General features: G+C 63.1%; 25 protein-coding genes. 2 read left to right on the top strand and 23 right to left on the bottom strand.

The genetic code is table 11. The features are described from left to right. From VMF11_12265 to VMF11_12180, 18 genes are all read right to left on the bottom strand, one after another. On the bottom strand, positions 1 to 554 hold a 554-nt coding region (locus VMF11_12265), incomplete at its 3' end, for a glycoside hydrolase family 125 protein (protein ID HTU71079.1). Further along, positions 551 to 1,060 (bottom strand): hypoxanthine phosphoribosyltransferase, encoded by a 510-nt coding sequence (gene hpt, locus VMF11_12260; protein ID HTU71078.1) that lies wholly within the window; start codon positions 1,058 to 1,060, stop codon positions 551 to 553. The genes hpt and VMF11_12265, both read right to left, overlap by 4 nt. Further along, a complete protein-coding gene (locus VMF11_12255) occupies positions 1,057 to 1,386 on the bottom strand; it encodes a hypothetical protein (protein HTU71077.1) in 330 nt (109 codons plus the stop codon). Before VMF11_12255 ends, hpt begins: the two co-directional genes overlap by 4 nt. 10 nt (positions 1,387 to 1,396) lie before the next feature. After that, positions 1,397 to 2,512 carry a HAMP domain-containing sensor histidine kinase gene (locus VMF11_12250; GenBank protein ID HTU71076.1) on the bottom strand — a complete coding sequence of 372 codons (1,116 nt, stop codon included), beginning with the start codon at positions 2,510 to 2,512 and terminating at the stop codon, positions 1,397 to 1,399. Further along, a complete protein-coding gene (locus VMF11_12245) occupies positions 2,509 to 3,198 on the bottom strand; it encodes a response regulator transcription factor (protein HTU71075.1) in 690 nt (229 codons plus the stop codon). Before VMF11_12245 ends, VMF11_12250 begins: the two co-directional genes overlap by 4 nt. A 51-nt stretch (positions 3,199 to 3,249) precedes the next feature. Beyond that, entirely contained in the window at positions 3,250 to 3,705 is a 456-nt protein-coding gene (locus tag VMF11_12240; GenBank protein HTU71074.1) for a regulatory protein RecX, read from the bottom strand. Continuing rightward, positions 3,702 to 4,751, bottom strand: a complete 1,050-nt coding sequence (gene recA / locus VMF11_12235; protein HTU71073.1) for a recombinase RecA — start codon at positions 4,749 to 4,751, stop codon at positions 3,702 to 3,704. Before recA ends, VMF11_12240 begins: the two co-directional genes overlap by 4 nt. Before the next feature lie 101 nt (positions 4,752 to 4,852). Next, complete coding sequence (gene ftsY, locus VMF11_12230; protein ID HTU71072.1) at positions 4,853 to 5,785, bottom strand: signal recognition particle-docking protein FtsY; 933 nt, start codon at positions 5,783 to 5,785, stop codon at positions 4,853 to 4,855. A 433-nt stretch (positions 5,786 to 6,218) separates the two neighbouring features. Continuing rightward, positions 6,219 to 7,343 (bottom strand): DUF3089 domain-containing protein, encoded by a 1,125-nt coding sequence (locus VMF11_12225; GenBank protein ID HTU71071.1) that lies wholly within the window; start codon positions 7,341 to 7,343, stop codon positions 6,219 to 6,221. A 21-nt stretch (positions 7,344 to 7,364) separates the two neighbouring features. Beyond that, complete coding sequence (locus tag VMF11_12220; GenBank protein HTU71070.1) at positions 7,365 to 7,505, bottom strand: hypothetical protein; 141 nt, start codon at positions 7,503 to 7,505, stop codon at positions 7,365 to 7,367. Between the two features lie 278 nt (positions 7,506 to 7,783). Then, a complete protein-coding gene (locus tag VMF11_12215) occupies positions 7,784 to 8,287 on the bottom strand; it encodes a hypothetical protein (protein HTU71069.1) in 504 nt (167 codons plus the stop codon). A gap of 2 nt (positions 8,288 to 8,289) precedes the next feature. Beyond that, a complete protein-coding gene (locus VMF11_12210; protein ID HTU71068.1) occupies positions 8,290 to 8,595 on the bottom strand; it encodes an EscU/YscU/HrcU family type III secretion system export apparatus switch protein in 306 nt (101 codons plus the stop codon). Further along, positions 8,592 to 10,523, bottom strand: a complete 1,932-nt coding sequence (locus VMF11_12205) for a hypothetical protein (GenBank protein HTU71067.1) — start codon at positions 10,521 to 10,523, stop codon at positions 8,592 to 8,594. The genes VMF11_12210 and VMF11_12205 overlap by 4 nt, the downstream gene beginning before the upstream one ends. A 10-nt stretch (positions 10,524 to 10,533) precedes the next feature. Continuing rightward, positions 10,534 to 10,827: a hypothetical protein gene (locus tag VMF11_12200; GenBank protein ID HTU71066.1), complete on the bottom strand. Its 294-nt coding sequence runs from the start codon at positions 10,825 to 10,827 to the stop codon at positions 10,534 to 10,536. After that, positions 10,796 to 11,776, bottom strand: coding sequence for a FliA/WhiG family RNA polymerase sigma factor (locus VMF11_12195; protein ID HTU71065.1), 981 nt, complete (start codon positions 11,774 to 11,776; stop codon positions 10,796 to 10,798). Before VMF11_12195 ends, VMF11_12200 begins: the two co-directional genes overlap by 32 nt. 98 nt (positions 11,777 to 11,874) lie before the next feature. Further along, a complete protein-coding gene (locus VMF11_12190; GenBank protein HTU71064.1) occupies positions 11,875 to 12,954 on the bottom strand; it encodes a chemotaxis response regulator protein-glutamate methylesterase in 1,080 nt (359 codons plus the stop codon). An 8-nt stretch (positions 12,955 to 12,962) separates the two neighbouring features. Next, complete coding sequence (locus VMF11_12185; protein HTU71063.1) at positions 12,963 to 13,784, bottom strand: protein-glutamate O-methyltransferase CheR; 822 nt, start codon at positions 13,782 to 13,784, stop codon at positions 12,963 to 12,965. A gap of 33 nt (positions 13,785 to 13,817) precedes the next feature. After that, positions 13,818 to 15,056: an FAD-dependent oxidoreductase gene (locus VMF11_12180; GenBank protein HTU71062.1), complete on the bottom strand. Its 1,239-nt coding sequence runs from the start codon at positions 15,054 to 15,056 to the stop codon at positions 13,818 to 13,820. Between VMF11_12180 and VMF11_12175 the strand changes: the two genes are divergently transcribed. Further along, positions 15,055 to 15,594 carry an inorganic diphosphatase gene (locus VMF11_12175; GenBank protein HTU71061.1) on the top strand — a complete coding sequence of 180 codons (540 nt, stop codon included), beginning with the start codon at positions 15,055 to 15,057 and terminating at the stop codon, positions 15,592 to 15,594. The genes VMF11_12180 and VMF11_12175 overlap by 2 nt on opposite strands. 84 nt (positions 15,595 to 15,678) lie before the next feature. Next, positions 15,679 to 17,787 (top strand): sodium-translocating pyrophosphatase, encoded by a 2,109-nt coding sequence (locus VMF11_12170; protein ID HTU71060.1) that lies wholly within the window; start codon positions 15,679 to 15,681, stop codon positions 17,785 to 17,787. Positions 17,788 to 17,965: 178 nt separating this feature from the next. Here the strand turns inward: VMF11_12170 and VMF11_12165 are convergent, their stop codons facing one another. The 5 genes from VMF11_12165 to rplL form a co-directional block, all read right to left on the bottom strand. Continuing rightward, positions 17,966 to 19,219 (bottom strand): TCR/Tet family MFS transporter, encoded by a 1,254-nt coding sequence (locus VMF11_12165; protein ID HTU71059.1) that lies wholly within the window; start codon positions 19,217 to 19,219, stop codon positions 17,966 to 17,968. A 7-nt stretch (positions 19,220 to 19,226) separates the two neighbouring features. Continuing rightward, positions 19,227 to 19,832, bottom strand: a complete 606-nt coding sequence (locus VMF11_12160; protein HTU71058.1) for a TetR/AcrR family transcriptional regulator — start codon at positions 19,830 to 19,832, stop codon at positions 19,227 to 19,229. Between the two features lie 86 nt (positions 19,833 to 19,918). Then, positions 19,919 to 20,479: a TetR/AcrR family transcriptional regulator gene (locus VMF11_12155; GenBank protein ID HTU71057.1), complete on the bottom strand. Its 561-nt coding sequence runs from the start codon at positions 20,477 to 20,479 to the stop codon at positions 19,919 to 19,921. Beyond that, positions 20,479 to 20,970, bottom strand: coding sequence for a hypothetical protein (locus VMF11_12150; protein HTU71056.1), 492 nt, complete (start codon positions 20,968 to 20,970; stop codon positions 20,479 to 20,481). Before VMF11_12150 ends, VMF11_12155 begins: the two co-directional genes overlap by 1 nt. A 102-nt stretch (positions 20,971 to 21,072) precedes the next feature. Continuing rightward, positions 21,073 to 21,450, bottom strand: coding sequence for a 50S ribosomal protein L7/L12 (gene rplL / locus VMF11_12145; protein HTU71055.1), 378 nt, complete (start codon positions 21,448 to 21,450; stop codon positions 21,073 to 21,075). Positions 21,451 to 21,455 lie beyond the last annotated feature (5 nt).

Below are 21,455 nucleotides of genomic sequence, written 5' to 3'. Positions count from 1 at the left end.
TCGCGCGGATGATCTTGCTCGCGCTGCATCGTCGCCAGAATCGCATCGAGCGCCTTTTGGAAATCGGGCGTGAAAATCGATTCGTCCCCGGTGGTTTTCCAGTAGCTCCACGAGAGGGTGACCGGATAGGCGAGTGAATCCAGTTCGAATTTTTCTTCCCAAACGCGATAATCGAGCGTGAACGCGTTGGCATAGGGGTCGATTTGGATATATTTCACCATTCGGGCGATGATCGCGCGCAGTAGCTTGCGCGTATCGGGATCGTCTTTTGCGAAAAATAGATATGGACGTGCTTGGGCGCTGGCATCACGCAGCCACTCGGCCGGAATGTCGCCGGTCTTGATGTACGCGGTGCCGTCGGGTGCGTACTCGGCCAGTTTTCCGGTATCGAGCAAGGCGGCGCGGAACATCTCGGCCAGATGCGCGTTGGGATTGTTGTAATCGGCCGCGGCGCGCGCGATCGACTGCAACTCGAGCGAGTTTGCACGCAGCGGCAGCATCGCCGCGAGGAGGGCACAAATCAGCGCGCACGCGCGCATCGAGCGGTCAATCACGGCCACGATCCATGAGCATAAAGGGCTTGCAACTCTCGGTAGCGACCGCGGTAGTCGAGTCCGTAGCCGACCACGTAGACGTCGGGAATCTCGAACCCGCGGTACTTGACCTCAATATCGGCAATTCTGCGCGTGGGCCGATCCAGCAAGGTGCACACCGCCAACGAGGCAGGCGACCGAGCGGAGAGCGACTTGACCACGTATTGCAGGGTCATGCCGGTGTCGATGGTATCGTCGACCAGGATAACGTGCCGACCCTCAATAGACGCTGAGGTATCTTTGAGAAATCGTATTCCCTCGACCTCACTGAACTTGGTGACGGCAATCGCGTCAATCTCGCAGGGAATGCGCACCGCGCGCGTCAGATCGGCGAGGAATGTTGCCGCCGCGTTGAGGACCCCGATCAACACCGGAACGCGACCGTCGTAGTCGCGCGATATCTGCTCGCCGAGCTCGTGGACGCGCTCGGCGATCGCCGGTGCGTCGAAGAGCAGCTCGCCGATCACGCCGCCGGAGAGAGGCGCGCAAAGAGCCGCTCGACGTCGCGCCGGGTGAAGAGCTTCACGCGCACCTGCGGATGGTGCCGCGCCATCAAGCGCAGCTTACGGTTTTTGCGTGTATTGAGCGATGGCTTTGCGACGGTCATCTCGATGTACAAATCGTATTCCGGCAAGTAGAAATCGGGCGTAAAAAAAGCGACAGGTCTGCCGCATGTATCCCAAAGAATCGGAAACGAGCGAGGTTCGTATTCCCAGGCGATTCGATAAAAATCGAAGAGCCTGGCGAGAGCCGATTCGCTCTCGTGAGCAAAAACAGTCCGTGACGTCGCCACGGACTACGTTCTACGACGGATCGGGTCTCGATTCCGCTTTGCCGGCGGGAAGACGAATGACGAATCGTGCGCCGCCCAGCGGCGACGATTGCGCGTTCACGCTCCCCGCGGCGCGCTCGACGATCGTGCGCACGATCGTAAGACCGATGCCGGTCCCCGGCGTTGCCCGCGCGGACCCGCCGCGCGCTCGATGCTCGAAGATGCGCTCGCGCTCGTCGGCCGGCACGCCGGGACCATCGTCGTCAACCGTCACCTGAACAAACGGGTCCTGGCGTTCGAGCGAGATCGCGACGCGACCGCCGGGGGACCCGTATTTGATCCCGTTCTCGATGACGTTGAGCAAAACGTGCATGCAGCCGTCGGCGCCGATTCGCGCGAAGAGACCCTCGCCGGCGCGAAGCTGCATCCGCACGCGTGCCTCGCGTGCGATTGGCGCGAGCGCTTCGAGGGCGGCGCGCGTCGCCGCGCCCATGTCGGTGACCCCGGGAGCCGGCTGCGGTCCGAGATCGAGCAGAGAAAAATCGAGCATACCGTCGACCAATCGCCCGAGGCGCAGCGCTTCGTTCCGCGCCACTTGGAGAAATCGTCGAGTCGTGCGCCGGTCCAGACCATCGTCCAGAATGGTTTCGATGTAGCCGCGGATCGAGGTGAGGGGCGTGCGCAGTTCGTGACCGACCATCGCCAGGAATTCGAATCGCTCGCGTTCCCGCGCACCTCGTTCGAGCGCGCGCTCGATCGTAGACTCGAATGAATCGAGGTCGCCTCTCGAAGCGATCGGCCACCATCCGGTCTCCATGCGTCTGCCGATCACCAGCGACATCGTCGCGGCGATGCGCTCGAGTGCCGAACGCGCGTCCAGCGTGAGCTTGGCCGCCCCTCCCCGCGCCGGGGCGAGCATGGCGATCGCGAACCAATTGCTGCCCGGTTCATGGACCAACGGGTCGCCTTTGCGCACGATGCGCTCGGCGGCGCCGAGAAAAGCGTCGAGGGTTTCGCGCTCCGCGTGCTGCGCGCGCTCGGGAATGCGAAGGACCAGCAGGGGAACGTTCGGGCCGTGCTCGAGCGAGCGGAGGACCCTGGGCAAAAGCTGCGCGACCGAGTGGACCGGCCGTTCGCGCACGTTCATGCGCGCACGAACTTGTAGCCGTACCCATGAATCGTTTGCACGATCGGCGGGAGGCCGGCGTCTTCCTCGATCTTGGAGCGCAACCGGCGCACGTGAACGTCCACCGTACGCTCGTCGCCGTCGAAATCGAATCCCCAGACCCGTTCGAGCAAACGCTCGCGCGAGAGCGCGACGCCGGCGTTGACCGCGAGCTCGAGCAGCAGCGCGAACTCTCGCGGCTTCAAATGCACGTCGGCGCCGTCGACACGGGCTTCGCGCGCGGCTTCATCGATCTCCAACCGCCCAAAGCGCAGCGCCGCCGGCGCGGCATCGAGCGTTCGGCCGGAACGCCGCAGCACGGCGCGCACGCGCGCCACGACCTCGCGGGGAGAAAACGGCTTGCAAATGTAATCGTCGGCGCCGAGTTCGAAACCGACGACCCGATCGATCTCGTCGATGCGCGCGGTCAGCATGACGATCGGCACCGCTCGCTCCTCCCGCCGAAGCGCGCGCACGACGTCGAATCCGTCAACGCCGGGGAGCCCTATATCGAGAATCATCAGGTCAGCGCAATATCGCGCACTGCGAAGCGCGGCATTGCCGTCGCAGACCGCGACGACGCTGAAGCCTTCGCGCTCGAGATGATGGGCAAGCAGATCCCGAATAGCACCGTCGTCTTCGGCAACGACGATCGTCGGAGCGGCCATATGCTCCCCAGTGCCCGAACGCTCGCGACGCAGGACGTAGGCCCGAGCGGCCTAATCGAGATCGATTCCGGCCAACACTCCCGAGTTTGCGGCAACATCACGCAGGACCGCATAAATGGTCGAAGCCGGGAACCCCAGACGCTCTAAGCGGCGCGCGGCGGCCGGATAGCTGGGCGCGGCCCGACGCGCGAGTTGATCGAACGCTCGGGCACAGCGCGCGCGCTCGCTCTCTTCGAGCGCGGATACCGCCGCATAAGCGTGGTCGCGGTCGATGCCTTTGCGAACCAGTTCGCCGACCAGGCGGACGTCGCCGATGGCCTTGCGCTTGCGCTCAACGTAGAGTTGGGCGAAGAGTCGATCGTCGATGAAACCTTCGCGTTTGCAGCGTGCGATCACGCTGCGGACGGATTCGTCGTCGTAGCCTTTCCGCTGCAGACGCTCCCACAACTGCGCCTGCGTCAGCCTCCGTCGTGCGAGCAGCCCGAGCGCATACGACCAGGCGCTCACTCTTCCGTGACGACGGCGATGGAACCGCTGCTGTGTCCGTTTTTCGAAACGGCCTTGGACAGCGCTTCGCGAATCTTCGTTTCGATTTCGCCGGCGAGATCGAGATGCTCCTCGAGGAACGCCTTTGCGTTCTCGCGGCCTTGCCCGATGCGCTGATCGCCGTAGGTGTACCACGAGCCGCTCTTGCCGACGATGTTTTGCTCGAGCGCGACGTCGAGGATCGAGCCCATCTTCGAGATGCCGTGACCGTAGGTGATATCGAACTCTGCTTGACGGAACGGCGGCGCAACCTTGTTCTTGACCACCTTGACGCGCGTGCGCGAACCGACGACGTCTTGCCCGATCTTGATTTGCTCGAGCTTGCGCACGTCGAGGCGAATCGATGCATAAAACTTGAGCGCGCGTCCGCCTGAGGTGGTTTCGGGACTACCGAACATCACGCCGACCTTCTCGCGCAATTGATTGATGAAGATCATTACGGCTTTGCTGCGTGAAATCGCGGCGGTGAGTTTACGCAGGGCCTGCGACATCAGACGCGCCTGCAGACCGACGTGCGCATCGCCCATGTCGCCTTCGAGTTCGGCTTTGGTAACGAGCGCCGCGACCGAGTCGATCACGATGACGTCGACCGCGTTGCTGCGGATGAGCATCTCGCCGATCTCGAGCGCCTGCTCACCGGTGTCCGGCTGCGAAACGAGCAAGTTGTCGAGGTCGACGCCGAGGGCGGCGGCGTAATTGGGATCGAGTGCGTGCTCGACGTCGATGAAGGCCGCGGTACCGCCGGTCTTTTGCGCTTCGGCGATCGCGTGCAGCGCGAGCGTGGTCTTTCCACTCGATTCGGGCCCGTAGATCTCCACGATGCGTCCGCGCGGAAATCCGCCGACGCCGAGCGCGAGATCGATCGCGATCGATCCGCTCGGGATGACCTCGAACGCCATGCGTTCTTGAAAGTCGCCCATTTTCATGATCGAGCCCTTACCGAATTGCCGTTCGATCTGGGCGAGGGCATTGCTGAGGGCGATTCCTTTTTCGTCTTGCGCTGCCATTGCGGTCCTTTCTTTTACCGGCCTACCATTTACCGGCCTACCATTTACCGGCCTACCATCACGCTCTCACGCGCGAGTGACAAGTGTGTGGCACGAATATTTCACGTACGCACGGATTCCGGGGCATCGTCGAAGAGGGCTTGGGTGAATTCGGCGGCAACGAACGGGCGCAGCGCGTCCGCGCTCTCGCCCAGGCCGATGAACTTGATCGGAATCTCGAGTGTATCGACGATCGCGACCAGCACGCCGCCCTTGGCGGTGGAGTCGAGTTTGGTCACGACCACGCCCGTCAACTGCGTCGTCTCATTGAAGAGCCGGGCCTGCGAGATCGCGTTCTGGCCGGTCGTGCCGTCGAGGACGAGCAACGTTTCGTCGGGCGCGCGCCCGAGTTCGCGATCGACGACGCGGCGGATTTTTTTCAGTTCTTCCATGAGGTTGGTCTTGGTCTGCAGCCGGCCGGCGGTATCGATCAGGATCACGTCGACGCCGCGTGCCTTTCCCGCTTTGACTCCATCGAAGATGACCGAGGCGGGATCGGCGCCTTCCGCTCCGCGGACGATCTCGCTCTTCGAACGATCCGCCCAGATCGCAAGCTGTTCGGCCGCGGCGGCTCGGAACGTGTCGCCCGCGATCATGAGCACGCGTTTGCCCTCGCTGCGCAACCGCGTCGCGAGCTTGCCGATCGTCGTGGTTTTGCCGCTGCCGTTGACGCCGACGATGAGAATCACCGCCGGCCGGTCGTTGCCGAGCTGCAGCTCCGAGCCCGGAAGGGTGAGAAAGCGCTCGACGTCGCGGTGAAAACGCGCGATCGCTTGATCGGTGGTCGTCCACGCTTCCTGTTTGGCGACGGTCTTGAGCCCGCCGACGATCTTGGCGGTCGTCGGAACGCCGAAGTCGCCCATGATGAGCAGGTCCTCGAGCTCTTCCCAAAACTCTGCGGTCAGCGGCTTGCGCCCCCGCCCGAGATTCTGGACCGCTGCGAAGGTGTCGCGGGCCTTGCCGAGCGATGCCCGCAGTCGTTGCAACCAGCTCACGGACCCTCTACTTTCCTACCCAAGCATCGAACTCCTGTTCGGGTTTGTCCCGACAAAGCTAAAGCTTTGCGGGCCAACCCCCCGCGGCTCGCTCCGCTCGCTCACGGCCCCTCCGTGTCACCCTGCGGTGCGAGGCGCCTGGGTCGTGCCGAGCGCGCAAGGGTTCACGACGCTCACGGCCCCTCGATGTCACCCTGAGGTGCGAGGTGCCTGGGTCGTGCCGAGCGCGCAAGGCTTCACGACGCTCACGGCCCCTCGATGTCACCCTGAGGTGCGAGGGCGAAGCCCGAGCCTCGAAGGGCGCGGTCGGCAGGTTACCCGAACAACGCAGTAATCGCCGATTAGGCGATTCCCACCGACCGCGCGGTCGCCGGTTTCCGATGGATGAAATCGCCTGATAACGTCAATCGTCGGCTTTGCGTTCGCAGCGGCCTCAACGCAGGCCGCCCGCATAGCGACGCTCTTGCATCCGCACATCGCGAATCAGATCCCCCATGTAGAGATTGGCGTCGAACTCGTGCAGACCCCATGCCGGCGGTAGCATCGGGTGGAGCACCGGGCGCGTGTCTCCGGAAACCGCCTGGCGTTCTACGTCGAGCCAAGTCTTTGTCCGATTTGCACGACACCTCGCCGTGTAGAGGTCGCGATATTCCAACCAAGGCGTTGTGATCGTCGCCTCGGGAGGGGAATTACGAAAAAGCGAATCCAGCGAGGCTGTACCGCCTGAAAGTGCTGCGGGGTTGGTGCAGAGCGTCTGAAGATTCGCGCCACCCGGTTGCTTGATGAATATGCTCACGCCGCGCCCCGGTGTCCCGAATGCGCTGTTCGGCGGCGGCACGTGTCGGTAGCTCGAATATGCAATCACACAGTTTACTTGACCGAGCGAGCGGCACGCGGGAATATTCGCGAAGCTGCCCCCGCGATCCGAACCGCGCCGCACGGTCACATTTGCGCCGACGAGGATTGCCGAGACCATTCGCCGGCGCAGCGCCGGGTTCGAATCGATTTGGCTTTGAATCAGCAGTAAGAGATTTGCCGCGCCCTGCGAGGTTCCGACCAAAATGAACGGACGGCCACGATTGTCGTGCGCGAGATAGTCACGCCAAGCCGCAAGGGCGCTCTCGTAAGAAACGCGCGAGGCTGCTTGAAGAGCCGACATGTCGTGCGCAACGAAAGCGCGGCGGATCGCTGCAACGGTGACTTGACGGTACACGGGAGCCCAAACCATACAGAGCTGCGAGAATTGCGATACATCATTCCGAGCGACGTAGCGCATTCGCTCGTCCACGCCTAGGCCGGCATTATCGCCCGGTCCCACAATGAGGGTTGGGTACACGTAGAAACAATCGAAAGGCGAGGCCTCTGCCGCGCGTGCGCGATGAATCGAGAGCGGCCCGTGGGCGCCCACGATCGTTGCGTCGATGTTTTGCGTGCATGGATCGTTTACGATTCCTGGACGGCAGAGCCAGATCGTTGTCGAAGAACCGCTCGCGGAGCAAGGCGCTGCCCCGATCAGAAGGACAGCAATCAGACAAGATGCTAAGGCGAACTTTGCCATCCGGCTCCGATTCAGTTCAGATCATTTCGATCCATTTTTCATGACTTCGTCTTCGTCTTTGAGCTGCGCCTGGACCATCGATTCGAGGACTTCGCGTTCCCGTTCCAGCTCAGCTTGTTCCGCGGCTTCAAGGTTGAACGCGGCCTGCTGGGCTGCGAGCACTTTCTCGGCGAGGGCGTTCGCGGCAGCAAAGAAAAATCCGTATAAAGAAACCCGGAAATGCTTCCATACGCAAACCAACGACAAGAAGCGTAGCGAACAGAAAACATGATGCTTCCGCGGAATAACGTCTCACGAAGCGTCTTCACTTTGCGATGCAGAGTTATATGCTTCGCATCTCGCAGTTATCCGCCGAGCAGCCCTTCGAGGCTCGCTTACGCTCGCACCTCAGGGTGACAAGGGTGGCTTCGGTCCGACTTCGGCGCCTCGCGGCGTGAGCGTTACGCGACTGGGTCGAGGCCGGTGATTTCGGAGGCGTGCATTTTCACCCACGCGGGGGCCGCGCCGTCAACCCGGACGGGATACTCGAACGTCACGTTGTCCTTCCCGATCTGGTCGCGCATGATGTCGGCCAGACGTCCTTCGATGAAGACCCGGCGGCCGTTGCCGAACGGTCCTAGGCCAGGCGCGAAATGAATCTCGAAAACCGCGGCCGAGGGCGCATAGGCGTAGACGCTCGAGGCAAAACAGTCGCGGGTCGCCATCTTCAGAGCCGCAACGATCTGCGAGAAGAGGGTATCGTCGACGCGCGCAGCGCGTTCGTCGAAGCAGCGCTCGCGGTCGATCACGTAGCGCGTCGGCGCAACGCCTTCGATGAATTCGACTGTGAAACGCCGGCCGGAGAGATGCATTTCCAGGTGCCCGCCCATGCGTGATGACCGCACCTCGCGAATCCAATCCTGATGATCGCGCATCGTCTTGGAGAGCCAATTCTTCTTCCACACCGCTAACTTGCGCGCTCCTTGAACGCCGAATCGACGCGATATACGTAGGCGAGCACTTCGGCAACGACGCTATAGAGCTCGCGCGGAATGAAGTCGCTCACGTTCAAGCGCGCGAGCGCCTCGACCAATCCCGGATCCTCGTAGAGCGGGATGTTGTGCTCTTTCGCGATGCGCAGAATCGTCTCGGCGGTAATGCCGCGCCCAACCGCCACGACTTCAGGAGGATCAGAACTCTGCGGATCCCATTTGAGCGCGGCGGCGGCGGGGCGCTTAAAGACCGATTTGCGAAAGTCGAAGAACCGATTCATGCGCGCGTGTCCCAGAACGAACGCCGGTCCGGCGCCGCAGCGGTCTGGTTCGCCGGTGCCGGCGCGCTCTCGGCCGCACCGGCGACAGCGGCGCCGATCGCGGCGACGCGATAGTGCAATCCCTCCAAGCGTGAACGCAAATCCCCCAGCGTCGAACGGAAACGGTCGGCAAACGTCCCCGCCTGCGTCTTCACCTCGACGGTGACCGCTCTGCCGACGGTTTGTAAATCGATCGCCACCGTGCCCAGCGAATTGGTGTCGAGCACGAACGCGATGTGAAAATTATCCGCGTCCAAAACGCTTTTACCCTGCGGCGCATCGCGCGAGATTCGCAGCTGCACCGGCGCGCCGCCGTCATGAAAGTAAGCGGGGAGCGGAATCGCGATCGTGCGCGGATCGCTCGATTGCGCCGAGAGTACGTTGAGCTGCAGCGCAGTGGTTGCGGTGAGCGCATCGCGCAGTGCGCCGGCGATCTGCGGCGAATCGCCGCGCTCGGAGGCTGCGATCATCGTCAAAATCGCCGACTTCACGTCGTAATCCAGCGCGACGGTACGTTCCGCGGCGGTTGCAACCGCGTTGACGGCGACGCCCGCCTCCGGCGCCGGCGGCGCGGCCGGCTCTTGTACCGCAGCTTGCGTTTGCGAGGCCGCCTGCGGCTGCGTGGAGGCCGGCGTTTGCGCCTGAACCGGCGCTTGCGACGGCGGCGCGGATTCTTCTTCGGCCGCAACCGGCAATGGATTTGCGGCTTCCGGAAGCTCGCTCCAGGCCTTCACCAGCTGCACGATCTTCGCTTCCGCACCGTCGAGCACGTCGGAAACGAACGTGGCGATCTGTTCGCGAAGCGCGTCCGCGTTGCGCAAATCCATACGTCCGGCAAAGGCCAGCACCGAGCGCAGCGTCCCGCTCGCTTGCGGCATCAACTTTGAAAGCAAGCTCTCGAGACGCTCGTAGCTCGTGGTGACGTTTTCCGCCGCGGTACTGATCGTGCGCGCCGCCGCGAGCGTTACCGGTGTGATCGGGATCCGCAGGCGCGTCAGCAGCGCGCTTTCCGCCGTTTCGGGAACCGGCGGGCGTGCCGGCGCCGCCGCGCCGGTGTTGGCGCTCGCGCGGACGATCGGCGGCGCGACCGGAAACGACCCCGTGCGCGGCGGAGCGTTCTGTGCCGGCGGCGCTGCGGCCGGCGTGGACGGCATCGCGCTTTGCCGCGGCGTAGCGTTCGATGGTATCGCCGGTGGTGCGGGCTGAGTGCTCGCGCGGTTGAGCGCGATGCGCGCCTCGACGTCATTGCGCGCGATCGCTTCGTCGATTTGGCCTGCCAGCGCGCGCGCCGTTGCGGCGAGATTCGGCCGCACCGATGCCGCGACGAAGACTTCGCGCGGCGGGGCGAGGTTCGCGGGCGGCACGCGCGCAGGTGCAACCGGCGCGCTCTGCGGGGGCCCGCTTTGCACCGGAGCGTTTTGTGCCGGGACGTTTTGTACCGGCACGTTTTGCGGCGAAGTCGGCGCGTTCGTAACCGGCGCGGCTTGCGGCGTGAGGTTCGTCGTGAGAATGGCGCTCTGCGGCCCGTCGGTCGTGACCGGCGGCGGTATCTCGACGTTCACCGTCGGAACCGGGTTGTCGGGATCGAGCGTTCCGAGGTTGCGAACGATCACCGCCGAGTTGGTGAAACCGGTTACTTGCAGGAGCATCGTTTCGCCCGGATTGATGCCGGGCGGAATTTGCGCCGCTACGGTTTGGCCGAGAAACGAGAGCAGATCGGTGCCGCCGGCGGGGGGCAGCACGACGGCCGCGAGCACTTCGCCGACGTTGATTTGCGCTTGGAGGACAGCAACGTCCGCGGCGAGGTTGAGAATCGTCTCGTCCATCGCCGTCTGTGCGTTGGCCACCGCTTGAGCAGCCAGTGCGGCGAGCGGGTCGAGACCGGACATCCGTTAGCCTTTACGCGGTGAAATCGATGAGGTGTTCGTCCCCGCCGGAGAATCCCACCGCCGGCTCATCGGGGGTTTCGTCCGCTTGGGGCGCGTGGCGCCGCCGCCGCTGCGGCGTGTACCCGCGGCCGTCTCCGCCGTCCGGATTGGTGCGCACCTTGGTGCCTTCGGCGTGGTCGGTCTGCGTGACCGTTTCTTCGCGCTTGTGGACCTGGGCGGCAAAGCTCGACTGCGCGGCCTGCTGCGCACCTTGCGCCGCTTCTTGGGCGCTGCTAACCTGGGCCGCGTTTTGCGGGGCGGCCACGTACGCCAGTTGAAGATCCGCTGGCCGAATCGCCATGCTCGGTTATTTCACCTTTTAGCGTCCGTTCTACTTTATTTTCTTTACCTTCCGGGCTAGCCGCAGCGGCCGTCGCGGCCGAAGCGGGGACGGCATCCGGGCTCGGCGCGGGTCGGCGCAGGTATTTTTGCTTGACCGTGGGGTCGTCTTCGCGATAGCCCAAGTCGTTGCGCAGTTCGCGCAGCCGCTGGCGCAGATGGATGACGGCCTGCGCGTGGATTTGCGAGACCCGCGACTCCGAGACCCCGAGCGCGCCTTTGATCTCCTTCAGCGTTTGACCCTCGAAATAGTAGAGCGTGATCACCGTGCGCTCTTGGGGCGGAAGGTTTTCGACCGCCCGCACAAGCTCGGCATGCACTTCGCGCGATTCGACCTCACTTACCACGTCGTTGTCGTCGTCGCGAAGCGTATCGACGAGCGGGATCTCGTAGCCCTTCTCGTTGGGCAAGAACTCCTCGAGCGAGAGCACGGCGGTACCGCGCACGCGCTGGATCAACTGGTCGAGTTCCTTCTTCGAAAGGCCGAGGCGCTGCCCGACCTCGGCCTCGGTCGGGGCGCGGCCGAGTTCGACTTCGAGTTCTTGATAGGTGCGTTCCAGCTCCCGCGCGCGCTGACGCACGGCGCGCGGCACCCAGTCGAGCGAGCGCAACGCATCCAAAATCGCCCCGTTTATACGGGTGATTGCGTAGGTCTCGAACTTCACCCCACGTGCATCGTCGTATTTTTCGATGGCGTCGATCAAGCCCAAAATACCGTCGTTGATGAGATCGTTGATCTCGACGTTCGGTGGGAGATTCACCGAGATTCGACCGGCCACGTATTTGACCAAATGCAAATACTTGTGAACGATCTCTTCCCGCGAGAGTTCGACGCCGCCGATGACGTAGCTGCGTGGACTACGGCCCAGCTTCATGCAACCCTTTTGGACGCGCACTTCGCGTTCCGCATTTCGTATTCAGAATTCCCCACAGGCCTCCTACTGCAATTCGTCAGCCTTTTGAATTGGAGAGGTTAAGACTTTGATACACCCGCGAGGTCCACCAAAATGGGGGAAATCGCGTCGAGCGGCGCCACACGGTCAACCAACCCCTCCTTTGCCGCCGCGCGCGGCATCCCGTACACGACACACGTTGCTTCGTCTTGCCCCAGCACGTAGCCGCCGCGTTCTTTAAGTTTGCGTAAACCGCGAACGCCGTCTTGGCCCATGCCGGTGAGGATCACGCCGATCGCGGCCTTACCATATGCCTGCGCTACCTGGGTGGTCATGTAGTCGACGCTTGGCACGTGCAGGGATGTACCGTCGTCATCAACGAGCCGTACCTCGGTCTCTCCCCCGTTTCGACGGCGCAACTCGACCTGTTTCCCTGACGGTACCACGAGCGCGGTGCCGGCCTCGAGGATCATGCCGTTGAGGGCTTCGTGGACGGCGATCTTGCTCGATGCGTTGAGCCGATCGGCCAGCGGCCGTGTGAAGCCCATCGGCATGTGCTGCACGATCAGCACCGGCAGCGGAAAGTTCCCGGGCAGCATCGGTACCACGCGCGAAAGCGCCACCGGCCCACCGGTAGAGGTGCCGATCGCGACGCATTCGTATTGCGAAGCCGGACGCGGACGCGAAGGCGGAGGCGCAATGATGCGCGGCCGGTCTTCGATCGGCGGCGGAGCGTGGACGATCGGCTGCGCCGGCTGCGCGCCGCGCCGCGAGACCGCTCGAATCTTTGCGATCAAATCGCGCGCGACGTCGGTGATATTTACGTAGGCAGCATCGGGCTTCGCGATAAAGTCCACCGCGCCGAGCTCGAGCGCGCGGAACGTCGTCTCCGCGCCATCGCGCGTCAGCGAGCTGCACATGATGATCGGGATCCGGTGATCCGCGACGATCTGACGCACGGCTTCGAGTCCGCCCATGCCCGGCATCTCGACGTCCATCGTGATGACGTCGGGGTTCATCTGAAGCGCCTTGATGATCGCTTCCTCACCACTGCGGGCCGTCGCGACGACCTTGATGTCGGCTTCGTTCTCGAGCATGGTCGTGATGGCTCGGCGCATGAACGCCGAGTCGTCGACCACGAGCACATTGATCTGTTGCACCTGGTTCATCATTTCCGCCGGTAGTAGATCGCCTTGGGGGTGACGACCGGTTCGTAGCAATCGGTGATGCGCATGATCGACTCGGCGTGACCCAAGAACAAGAAACCTCCCGGGCGCAGCACCTTCGCGAAGGCTTCGACCACGCGCTTCTGCGTCGGTTTTTCGAAGTAGATCAAAACGTTACGGCAGAAGACGGCGTCGAACGTGCCCATCGCGGCTACCGCCCGCTCGTCGAGAAGATTGAGTCGCGAGAACTCCACCATACGCTTGATCTCGTCGTTGATGAAAAATCCGCCTTCAAACGGGCGGAAGTACCGTTGGACCATCTCGGGCGGCGTCGCTCGAAAGGAAAGCTCCCGGTAGAATCCGGTCGCGGCCCGTTCCAGGGCTCGCGGCGAGAGATCGGTGGCTCGCAAGACGACGTGCGAAGGCGCAACCCGGTGCGTCTGCATCAGCATCATCCCGATCGTGTACGGCTCTTCGCCGGTGGAACAAGCCGACGACCATACGCGCAGCGGCGTCCCGGCCTTGTGCGCTTCGTCGAGAACCTCGGCGACGAGCACCTCGAGCTGAGCCCGTTCCCGAAAGAAGTACGTCTCGTTGTTGGAGAGCACGGAGGCCAGTTCGCTCCACTCGGTCTCACGCTCGGGCGACGCGGTGAGATAGCGTTCGTACCCGGCGAAGTCGTTGATCCGGCACTTGAGCAACCGCGTCTGCAAACGGCTTTGCAAGAGAAACTGTTTGGTGTCGTCGTAATAGATACCGAAACGCTCGCGGATCAGATCGCGCAGCGCGTGGAATTCGGTTTCCGATATGGCTATCGTCGACACGCAATCGTTTCCGTAACCGGCCCGTTTCGCCGTCTAGACGTGCGAGGCCCGCATCCCAAAACGCAACGCGTGAAAGGCGAGCACGACCCGATCGAACAGTGAACGCTCGTGATCCTCCCGTTGCAGGGCGTCGGCGAAACGCGGGCTCGCGTGGAGCAGATCGAAGAGCACGCCGTAGCGCGCCGGTCGCGCCTCGAGGAATCGCATCAAGCGGACGCGATGTTCCAGCCGGCGCGAAAAGCGCGCGCGAACGCGTTGCTCGTATGCGCGCGCCGCGCGTTCGGGCGCGTTGCGGTGCTCGCGGATCGCCGCCGCCGCGAAGCGCCCGCTCATCGCGGCCTCGAAGATCCCTTCGCCGTTGGTCGCGTCGACCAGTCCGGCCGCCGTTCCGCCGAGCATCGCCGCGCCTGCGGCATAACTCGCGCGCGGCCACCCGCCGTAGAGCAGGTGTCCCTCCTCTTTTCTCCGCTCGACGGTAACGTCCGGATAGAGGCGCGCTTGCGTACGCGCCGTGAACGCGTCGAGCTCCTCACGCAGACGGCTGCCGTCGAGCTTGCCGACCAAACCCAGACCGATCGCCAGATGATCGCGCTTGGGGAACATCCAGGCGACGATCTGGCGCCCGTCGCGAGCGGCATAATAATGTAGCTCGAGGGTACGATATGCGGCCGGCGCGGCCGGGCGATCGAGATAGACGCGGTATTGCAGCGTCGTCATCAGGCCGGCGCTCCAGCGCTCGTCGGCGAAATCACCGTTGAAGCGCGCGGTTGCACCTTGCGCGAAAAAGACGTTGCGCGCGCGAACGCGCCGCCGCTTCCCAACACGAAGGTCGGCATATTCCACGGTTGCGGCCTCGCGATCACGTTCGAATGAACGCCACAGGCATTGCGTGCGGATTGCCGCGCCTTCGCGCGCGGCCAGCGCGGCGATCGCGCCGTCGAGCTCTTCACGTGTCGTCGTGTGTCCCGGTCCGAAAAAAATTTCATGCTCGCGACCGCTCGCGTCAAAGAGCGCAAGCCGCGGCGTGTTGCAATGGATGAGCTCGCTCGGCAAATCGAAGGTTGCGCAGAACCCCGGGCGCAGGCCGGCGGCGCACACGCGCTTTGCGCCGATCACCGCGTCCTTTTCCAAGACCATCGTCTCGATACCGGCGCGCGCCGCCTCGCGGGCCGCCGTCGCGCCGGCCGGACCGGCGCCCACGACGAGAAACTCGACCTCTTCCACCATATCGAGGTCCTTGGTTGGGGTTGCGAGAACACCCTGCGCCGTCATGAGCCTTCCGGATCCCCGCAATTATTTACTCTTGCCGCTCGGCGAGCGCCAGCCTGAGGAGATCAACGTGGTGATCGAAATTCCGGAAGGATCGCGAAACAAGTACGAATACGATAAGCAACTCGATATTTTCCGTCTCGACCGCGCGCTGCATTCGTCGATTCATTATCCGGGCGACTACGGCTTCGCTCCGCAGACGCTCGCACTCGACGGCGATCCGCTCGACGTGCTCGTGCTGGCGATCGAGCCGACGTTCCCAGGCTGTCTGGTCGCCGCGCGTCCGATCGGCCTATTGGAAATGGTCGACGGCACCAAACAGGACGACAAAATTCTCGCCGTACCGGTGGGTGAGCCGCTCTTCGACGAAGTCCACAACTACACGCAAATCTTTCCGCATCAGCTGCGCAAGGTTTCGCACTTTTTCGAAACCTACAAGGCGCTCGAGGGCCAGTCGACACGAATCGGTGCGTGGCGGGATGCGGCCCATGCACGGCGCGAGGTCGCCGAGTCCTATCAGCGCTTCAAGGAGAAGGACTAGCCGGGCCCGCGCAGTACCCCGCCCTAGATCAAACGGCGCCCCTTGGGCGCCGCAATGCTGCTTCCTCAAGGACCTACAACGTACATGACGGCACAATCTGCGATTTGGGCCGGGCTAATCGGTGGCGCGCTGGCCGTGCTCTACGGTGTCGCCCTCACCTTCTGGGTGCTCCGCCGCCCGGACGGCAATGCCCGTATGAAAGAGATCGCCGCGGCGATCCAAGAGGGCGCGATGGCGTTCCTCAAACGCCAGTACGGAACGATCGCGATCGTGGCCGTCATCCTGGCAATCCTGATCTTCATCGCTCCGCCGCTGGGTTGGGAAGCCGCGCTCGGCTTTCTGATCGGCGCGATTCTCTCGGGCGCGGCCGGTTTCATCGGCATGATCGTGTCGGTTCGCGCCAACGTGCGCACCGCCGAAGCCGCTCGAAGCGGCCTGGGCGCAGCACTCAACGTCGCCTTCCGCGGCGGCACGGTAACCGGCATGCTCGTCGTCGGTCTCGGTTTGCTGGCGACGTCGGGGTATTTTGCATTCTTGCAAACCGTCAACAGCGGTGACACGGCCAAGACGCTGGGCGCGATGGTGGGTCTGGCCTTCGGCTGTTCGCTGATCTCGGTCTTCGCGCGCCTGGGCGGCGGCATTTACACGAAGGCTGCCGACGTCGGCGCCGATCTGGTCGGCAAAGTCGAAGCGGGCATTCCAGAAGACGATCCGCGCAATCCCGCGGTGATCGCCGACAACGTCGGTGACAACGTCGGCGACTGTGCGGGCATGGCCGCCGACCTGTTCGAAACGTACGTGGTCACCAGCGTCGCGGCAATGCTCCTCGGCAATCTCGTCTTCGGCGATAAACTCCGGGGCGCGACGACCTTCCCGTTGGTCCTCGGTGCGGTCTCGATCGTGGCCTCGATCGTCGGCTCGTGGATCGTCGGTCTGGGCAAGGTGTCCAAGACGCGGATCATGGGCTCGCTCTACAACGGCATGATCGTGGCCGGAATCCTCGCGTTGATCGGTTTCTACTTCGTGACGCAGCGTGAGTTTGCCGGTTCGCAAGTAAGCCCGCTCAGCATCTTCTTCTGTGCGCTCGTCGGCGTCGCAATCACCGGTCTGATCACCGTTATCACGGAGTACTACACGGGGACGCAGTTCGCGCCGGTGCGGCGGATCGCACAAGCCTCCGTGACCGGGCACGCCACCAACATCATCGCCGGGCTCGCGGTCTCGATGCAGGGTACGGCGCTCCCGGCGCTGGTGATCGTGATCGGCATTCTGGTAAGCTACGGGCTCGCCGGTACCTACGGCGTCGGCATCGCGGTCATGGCAATGCTCTCGCTCGCCGGTATCGTGGTTGCGATCGACTCGTTCGGTCCGATCACCGACAATGCGGGCGGCATCGCCGAGATGGCGGACATGCCCGAAGACGTGCGCAACATCACCGATCCGCTCGATGCGGTCGGCAACACGACCAAAGCGGTGACCAAGGGTTATGCGATCGGTTCGGCCGCGCTCGCCGCGCTCGTCCTCTTCGCCTCGTTCCTCCAGGAGCTGATCAAGGCCAAGTGTGCCGGAGCGGCCGCCGGCGCGACGTGCGCGAACGGCGTTACGGACCTCTTCGCAATCGACAATCCCTACGTGTTGTGCGGTCTGTTCATCGGCGGCCTTCTTCCGTATCTGTTTGCATCGCTTTCGATGCAAGCGGTGGGGCGCGCAGCCGGCGCCGTGGTCGAAGAAGTCCGTCGCCAGTTCCGTGAGATTCCCGGCATCATGGAGGGTACCGCAAAGCCGAACTACGGCACGACCGTGAGCATCGTCACCGCGGCGGCGCTCAAGGAGATGATTCTCCCCGCGCTCATTCCGGTCGGCGTGCCGATCATCGTCGTGGTGCTCTCGGTCACCGGTCTGCTCAAGGGCGACACGGCCGCGCAACTCATGGGCGGCATCCTGGTCGGATCGATCGTCACCGGGCTCTTCCTCGCGATCTCGATGACGACCGGCGGCGGCGCATGGGACAACGCCAAGAAATACATCGAGGACGGTCATCTGGGCGGCAAGGGTTCGATCGCGCATCAAGCGGCCGTTACCGGTGACACCGTCGGCGATCCGTACAAAGACACCGCCGGCCCCGCGATCAACCCGATGATCAAGGTGCTCAACATCGTTGCGTTATTGCTGGTGGCGTTTCTCGTGCACTAGACTTTATCTCGCAAAGGTGAACCTTTGCGAGCTAAAGCCGCGCGGCTTCGCGCGCGCACGATCCCGAAGGGCGCTGCAGTCGCAGCGTCCTTTGCTTTACCAAAGACTGCCTTCGGCGGCCAAGATGTAGAGAATCGGGCCGAGGCCAGGATTTCCAGTAAAAGCTTCGCGTTCGCGGCTACTCCGCCACGGGGACGTCAGCCTGCAGCGCCTCTTCCAAAGCCGCTACCCGATCGACGGCTTCATGCACGTCGTCGCTTGCGCTCGTTACGCGCCAGGCGACGACCGCTGAAGCGAGCAGCAACACGCCGCCCAGCCCCCAGGCGATACTCGGCGCCTTCCATGCGTGCGCGGTACTCACCGAATAGGCGAACGTTCCGGTAAAGATGGCCGGCCCGATCAGCATCCCAAGGCTGCGCAAGAGGTTGATCGCGCCCTGCAACTCACCCTGTTCCTGCTGCCCGACGCGCCGGGTCATGAGCGCTTGCGACGCGGATCCCGCGATCATCCACAGCATGTTGATCGGAATCGCGATCCAGAACAGCACCTGATTTCCGCCGTACAAGAAGAAACCGATTCCGCCGGCGATCAGCCCTACCAGCAGCGCGCGGCGCTCGCCGATGCGATCGACCACCGGCTGGATCACGAAGGCCGAAATCAAGATCGTGAAGACTCCGACGATCGCGAGCGAGATGCCGACCGTGCTCATCGTCCAACCGTAGACGAGCAGGGTGTAGAGCACAAAGAGCTGCGGCAACGCTTCGTGCGCTACGTATCCGATCAGATTCGTGATCGCAAGTCCCGAGAGTTCCGCATGACGGCGCAACATTTTGAGCGAACCGAGCGGATTGGCGCGCTGCCACGAAAACGGATTGCGATGCTCGCGGGCGAGCGATTCGGGCAACACCAAGAGACCGTAGAGAAAGTTCACCAAGCTGAGCGCACCCGCTACCCAGAACGGCAAGCGCAAGCCGTGCACGGCGAGCAATCCGCCGATCGCGGGTCCGACCACGAAACCGATGCCGAATGCCGCGCTGATCATGCCGTAGGCTCCGGCGCGTTTCTCCTGCGGCGTTACGTCCGCAATGTAGGCGCTGGCAACGGTAATGCTCGAGGTCGTCGCACCGGAGAGCACACGTCCGACGAAAAGCCATGCAAGGTTCGGCGCAAGCGCGAGGATCAGGTAGTCGACCGCGGTGCCGGAGTTCGAGAGCAGCACCACCGGCCGGCGGCCGATGCGGTCGGAAAGAGTACCGAGAATCGGGGAGACGAAGAACTGCACGATCGCAAAGAGCGTGGCAAAGACGCCTGATAGGATCGAAGCGTCCGCGTAGTTGCCGTGCGTAAAGCTCAAGAGCAGCGGTTGGAAGACCGGCACCATGATCCCCAGCGCGATCATGTCGAGCAAGACGGTGACGAAAATGAACGTCATCGCGGCGCTACGCCGATTCAGCATCTGTTCCGTCCCCATTGGAATGTAGCGGGTGCATCGATTCGGCCCATACGTCGAGCGCGCGACCGATCCGCGCGCGATCCCCGGTGGCGGCTAGGTCGAGCATAAAGCCGCGATAGGTGGCGAGGATGATAGTAGCGATCGTACGTGCGCGCTTTGGGGTTGCACCCTCGCTGCACAGAGGCTCAGCGAGAAAGCACAACCAATCCTCGACTGCGCCTTCGAGAAACCCGGGAAACGCTTGCGGATTTCGCAGCGCCAATGCGTAGGTCTCGAAAAAGAGCTTGAGCATCGAGGCACTTCTGCGATCGCTCATGTAGGTCCAGACCGCTTTACAGACGGCGGCGGGCGAGGTGAGGTTATCGCGACGCAACCGGTCGAACAGCGCAAGCTGTCGCTCTCGGATCTCGCGCAGCACCGCCGTGACCATCTCTTCCTTCGACCCGAAATGATACAGGAGCATACGAGGACTCGTGTCTACCGCATCGGCAAGCGGACGCAGCGAGAGCTCGGCCAATCCGTGCTTGAGCACGTAGTTAGCCACGCGCTCGAGCAGCGCGCCGCGCCGCTCCAGGTCGACCGTCCGGCTCACGCCTCAGAATAGCATAAACGTAACGATCGTTTCAAGTATGATGGGGCGCGCTCGGTGCGACCCACGTCAGCGATGAGCGAACGACGCTACGGCTCGGTCAGCCAATTCGCGGCTTTGAACCAGAGCTCCATCGCCGCATTGACGCGGGCGCGCTCGTTCGTCGCACAATAATCCAGCATCGCGCCGCGGAAAACCGCGAGGCTCAGCGTCGCAAACGCCTCCGCTCGGTCGCGCGCGACCCCGCGGCGCTCGAGAGCTTCTTTCAACAGGCCGATCCAGTCGTTGATGCCGTGCAAAAACTCCGCGTAGTGCTCATCATGAAGTGCCAAGCCGTAGGCCTCGAAGAAAAGACGCGAGTCGGCTGCGGTTTCGAGATAATACGCCCACATGACGCGGCGAAACTCGTCGCTGGGCGCGGAAGAATCCAGATTCGCAAATTTCTCGCGCAAACGAATCCGGTTTCGTGCGACGAGCGCGACAATCAAATCTTCCTTGCTTCCGAAAAATTCTTCGAGCGCGTCGAGCGGCATAGCGAGGACCGCGGCAAGATTCTCGAGGGTCAGCGCGTAGAGGCCATGCTCGTCGGCATAGCGCCGGATTCGATCGAGCAGCGCGTCTCGCGCGCGAAGCTCCGCGCCGGGGTCCATCAGTCCGTCTGCGGCAGCGCGTGATCCAGTGCTTCGTACTTGCGATATACCGCGTAGTAGGTCGCGCCGATGATTCCGATCGCGAAGAAGAGCAAACCGTCACCGACCACGTTTCCCACGCCGCTGGTCGGCGGCAACATGAGGCGGATTACCGCCCGCCCGACGAAGGCGCCGACGTAGATCAGCGCGGTTGCCCACGACGGCCCGAGCTGCATGACGCCGTGGCGATCGGTCGCGCTCACCTGCGTGTGATGACCGCGCAGGAGGCCGAGGGGAATCCCGGCGGCAAGGCCCAGTACCACTGCCGCGGCGATCTGCCAAATCGGCGGATTGAACTGGGCGAAACTGCCGTAAATCGAGACGGCCGCGAGCAGAATCAGAATCACGGCAAAGGCCCACATGCGTCCCACGCTCGTGCGCTGGGGACGCGAGGAACGATAGAGCACGATCGCCATGATGACGACGAGGATGAGGAGATTTTCGGGAGTCATATTGATTCGAAATATCTTCCGTCCCAGTTAGGCGACGCCGTTCAAAGTGGTCTACGGACCATGAGACAGCGTCAACGACACTGGGACGGAAGAGATAAAGAATTACTTGATTTCGACCTTTGCGCCGGCCTCCTCGAGCTTCTTCTTGACGCTCTCGGCTTCGTCTCTGGTGACGCCTTCTTTAACGGCCTTGGGTGCGCTCTCTACGAACGACTTCGCCTCGGTCAGTCCCAGGCTCGTGAGTTCGCGAACCGCCTTGATGACCTTGATCTTCTCCGGTCCCGCTTCCGCGAGGATCACGTCGAATTCGGTCTTCTCCGGCGCCGCAGCGGCGGCACCGCCGCCGGCAGCCGGTCCCGCGACCATCGCGACCGGAGCCGCGGCGCTCACGCCGTATTTCTCTTCGAGCTGCTTGACCAGATCCGCGAGCTCGAGCACGGTGAGTTTGTCGATTTGATCGATGAGTTCGGCAACAGCCATGATTG

It is taken from the genome of Candidatus Baltobacteraceae bacterium, from assembly GCA_035502855.1.
In the GTDB taxonomy this organism is placed as follows: domain Bacteria; phylum Vulcanimicrobiota; class Vulcanimicrobiia; order Vulcanimicrobiales; family Vulcanimicrobiaceae; genus Aquilonibacter.
The sequence above is the reverse complement of the archived record's forward strand: the minus strand, read 5'-3'. Positions and strand labels throughout refer to the sequence as shown.

Excerpts from the sequence above, each read along its gene's own strand:
- VMF11_12250 (HTU71076.1), bottom strand. The coding sequence starts at position 2,512 with ATGAACGTGCGCGAACGGCCGGTCCACTCGGTCGCGCAGCTTTTGCCC.
- VMF11_12245 (HTU71075.1), bottom strand. The coding sequence starts at position 3,198 with ATGGCCGCTCCGACGATCGTCGTTGCCGAAGACGACGGTGCTATTCGG.
- recA (HTU71073.1), bottom strand. The coding sequence starts at position 4,751 with ATGGCAGCGCAAGACGAAAAAGGAATCGCCCTCAGCAATGCCCTCGCC.
- VMF11_12225 (HTU71071.1), bottom strand. The coding sequence starts at position 7,343 with ATGGCAAAGTTCGCCTTAGCATCTTGTCTGATTGCTGTCCTTCTGATC.
- VMF11_12210 (HTU71068.1), bottom strand. The coding sequence starts at position 8,595 with ATGAATCGGTTCTTCGACTTTCGCAAATCGGTCTTTAAGCGCCCCGCC.
- VMF11_12205 (HTU71067.1), bottom strand. The coding sequence starts at position 10,523 with ATGTCCGGTCTCGACCCGCTCGCCGCACTGGCTGCTCAAGCGGTGGCC.
- VMF11_12195 (HTU71065.1), bottom strand. The coding sequence starts at position 11,776 with ATGAAGCTGGGCCGTAGTCCACGCAGCTACGTCATCGGCGGCGTCGAA.
- VMF11_12175 (HTU71061.1), top strand. The coding sequence starts at position 15,055 with ATGAGCCTTCCGGATCCCCGCAATTATTTACTCTTGCCGCTCGGCGAG.
- VMF11_12180 (HTU71062.1), bottom strand. The coding sequence starts at position 15,056 with ATGACGGCGCAGGGTGTTCTCGCAACCCCAACCAAGGACCTCGATATG.
- VMF11_12170 (HTU71060.1), top strand. The coding sequence starts at position 15,679 with ATGACGGCACAATCTGCGATTTGGGCCGGGCTAATCGGTGGCGCGCTG.
- VMF11_12165 (HTU71059.1), bottom strand. The coding sequence starts at position 19,219 with ATGACGTTCATTTTCGTCACCGTCTTGCTCGACATGATCGCGCTGGGG.
- VMF11_12155 (HTU71057.1), bottom strand. The coding sequence starts at position 20,479 with ATGGACCCCGGCGCGGAGCTTCGCGCGCGAGACGCGCTGCTCGATCGA.
- VMF11_12150 (HTU71056.1), bottom strand. The coding sequence starts at position 20,970 with ATGACTCCCGAAAATCTCCTCATCCTCGTCGTCATCATGGCGATCGTG.
- rplL (HTU71055.1), bottom strand. The coding sequence starts at position 21,450 with ATGGCTGTTGCCGAACTCATCGATCAAATCGACAAACTCACCGTGCTC.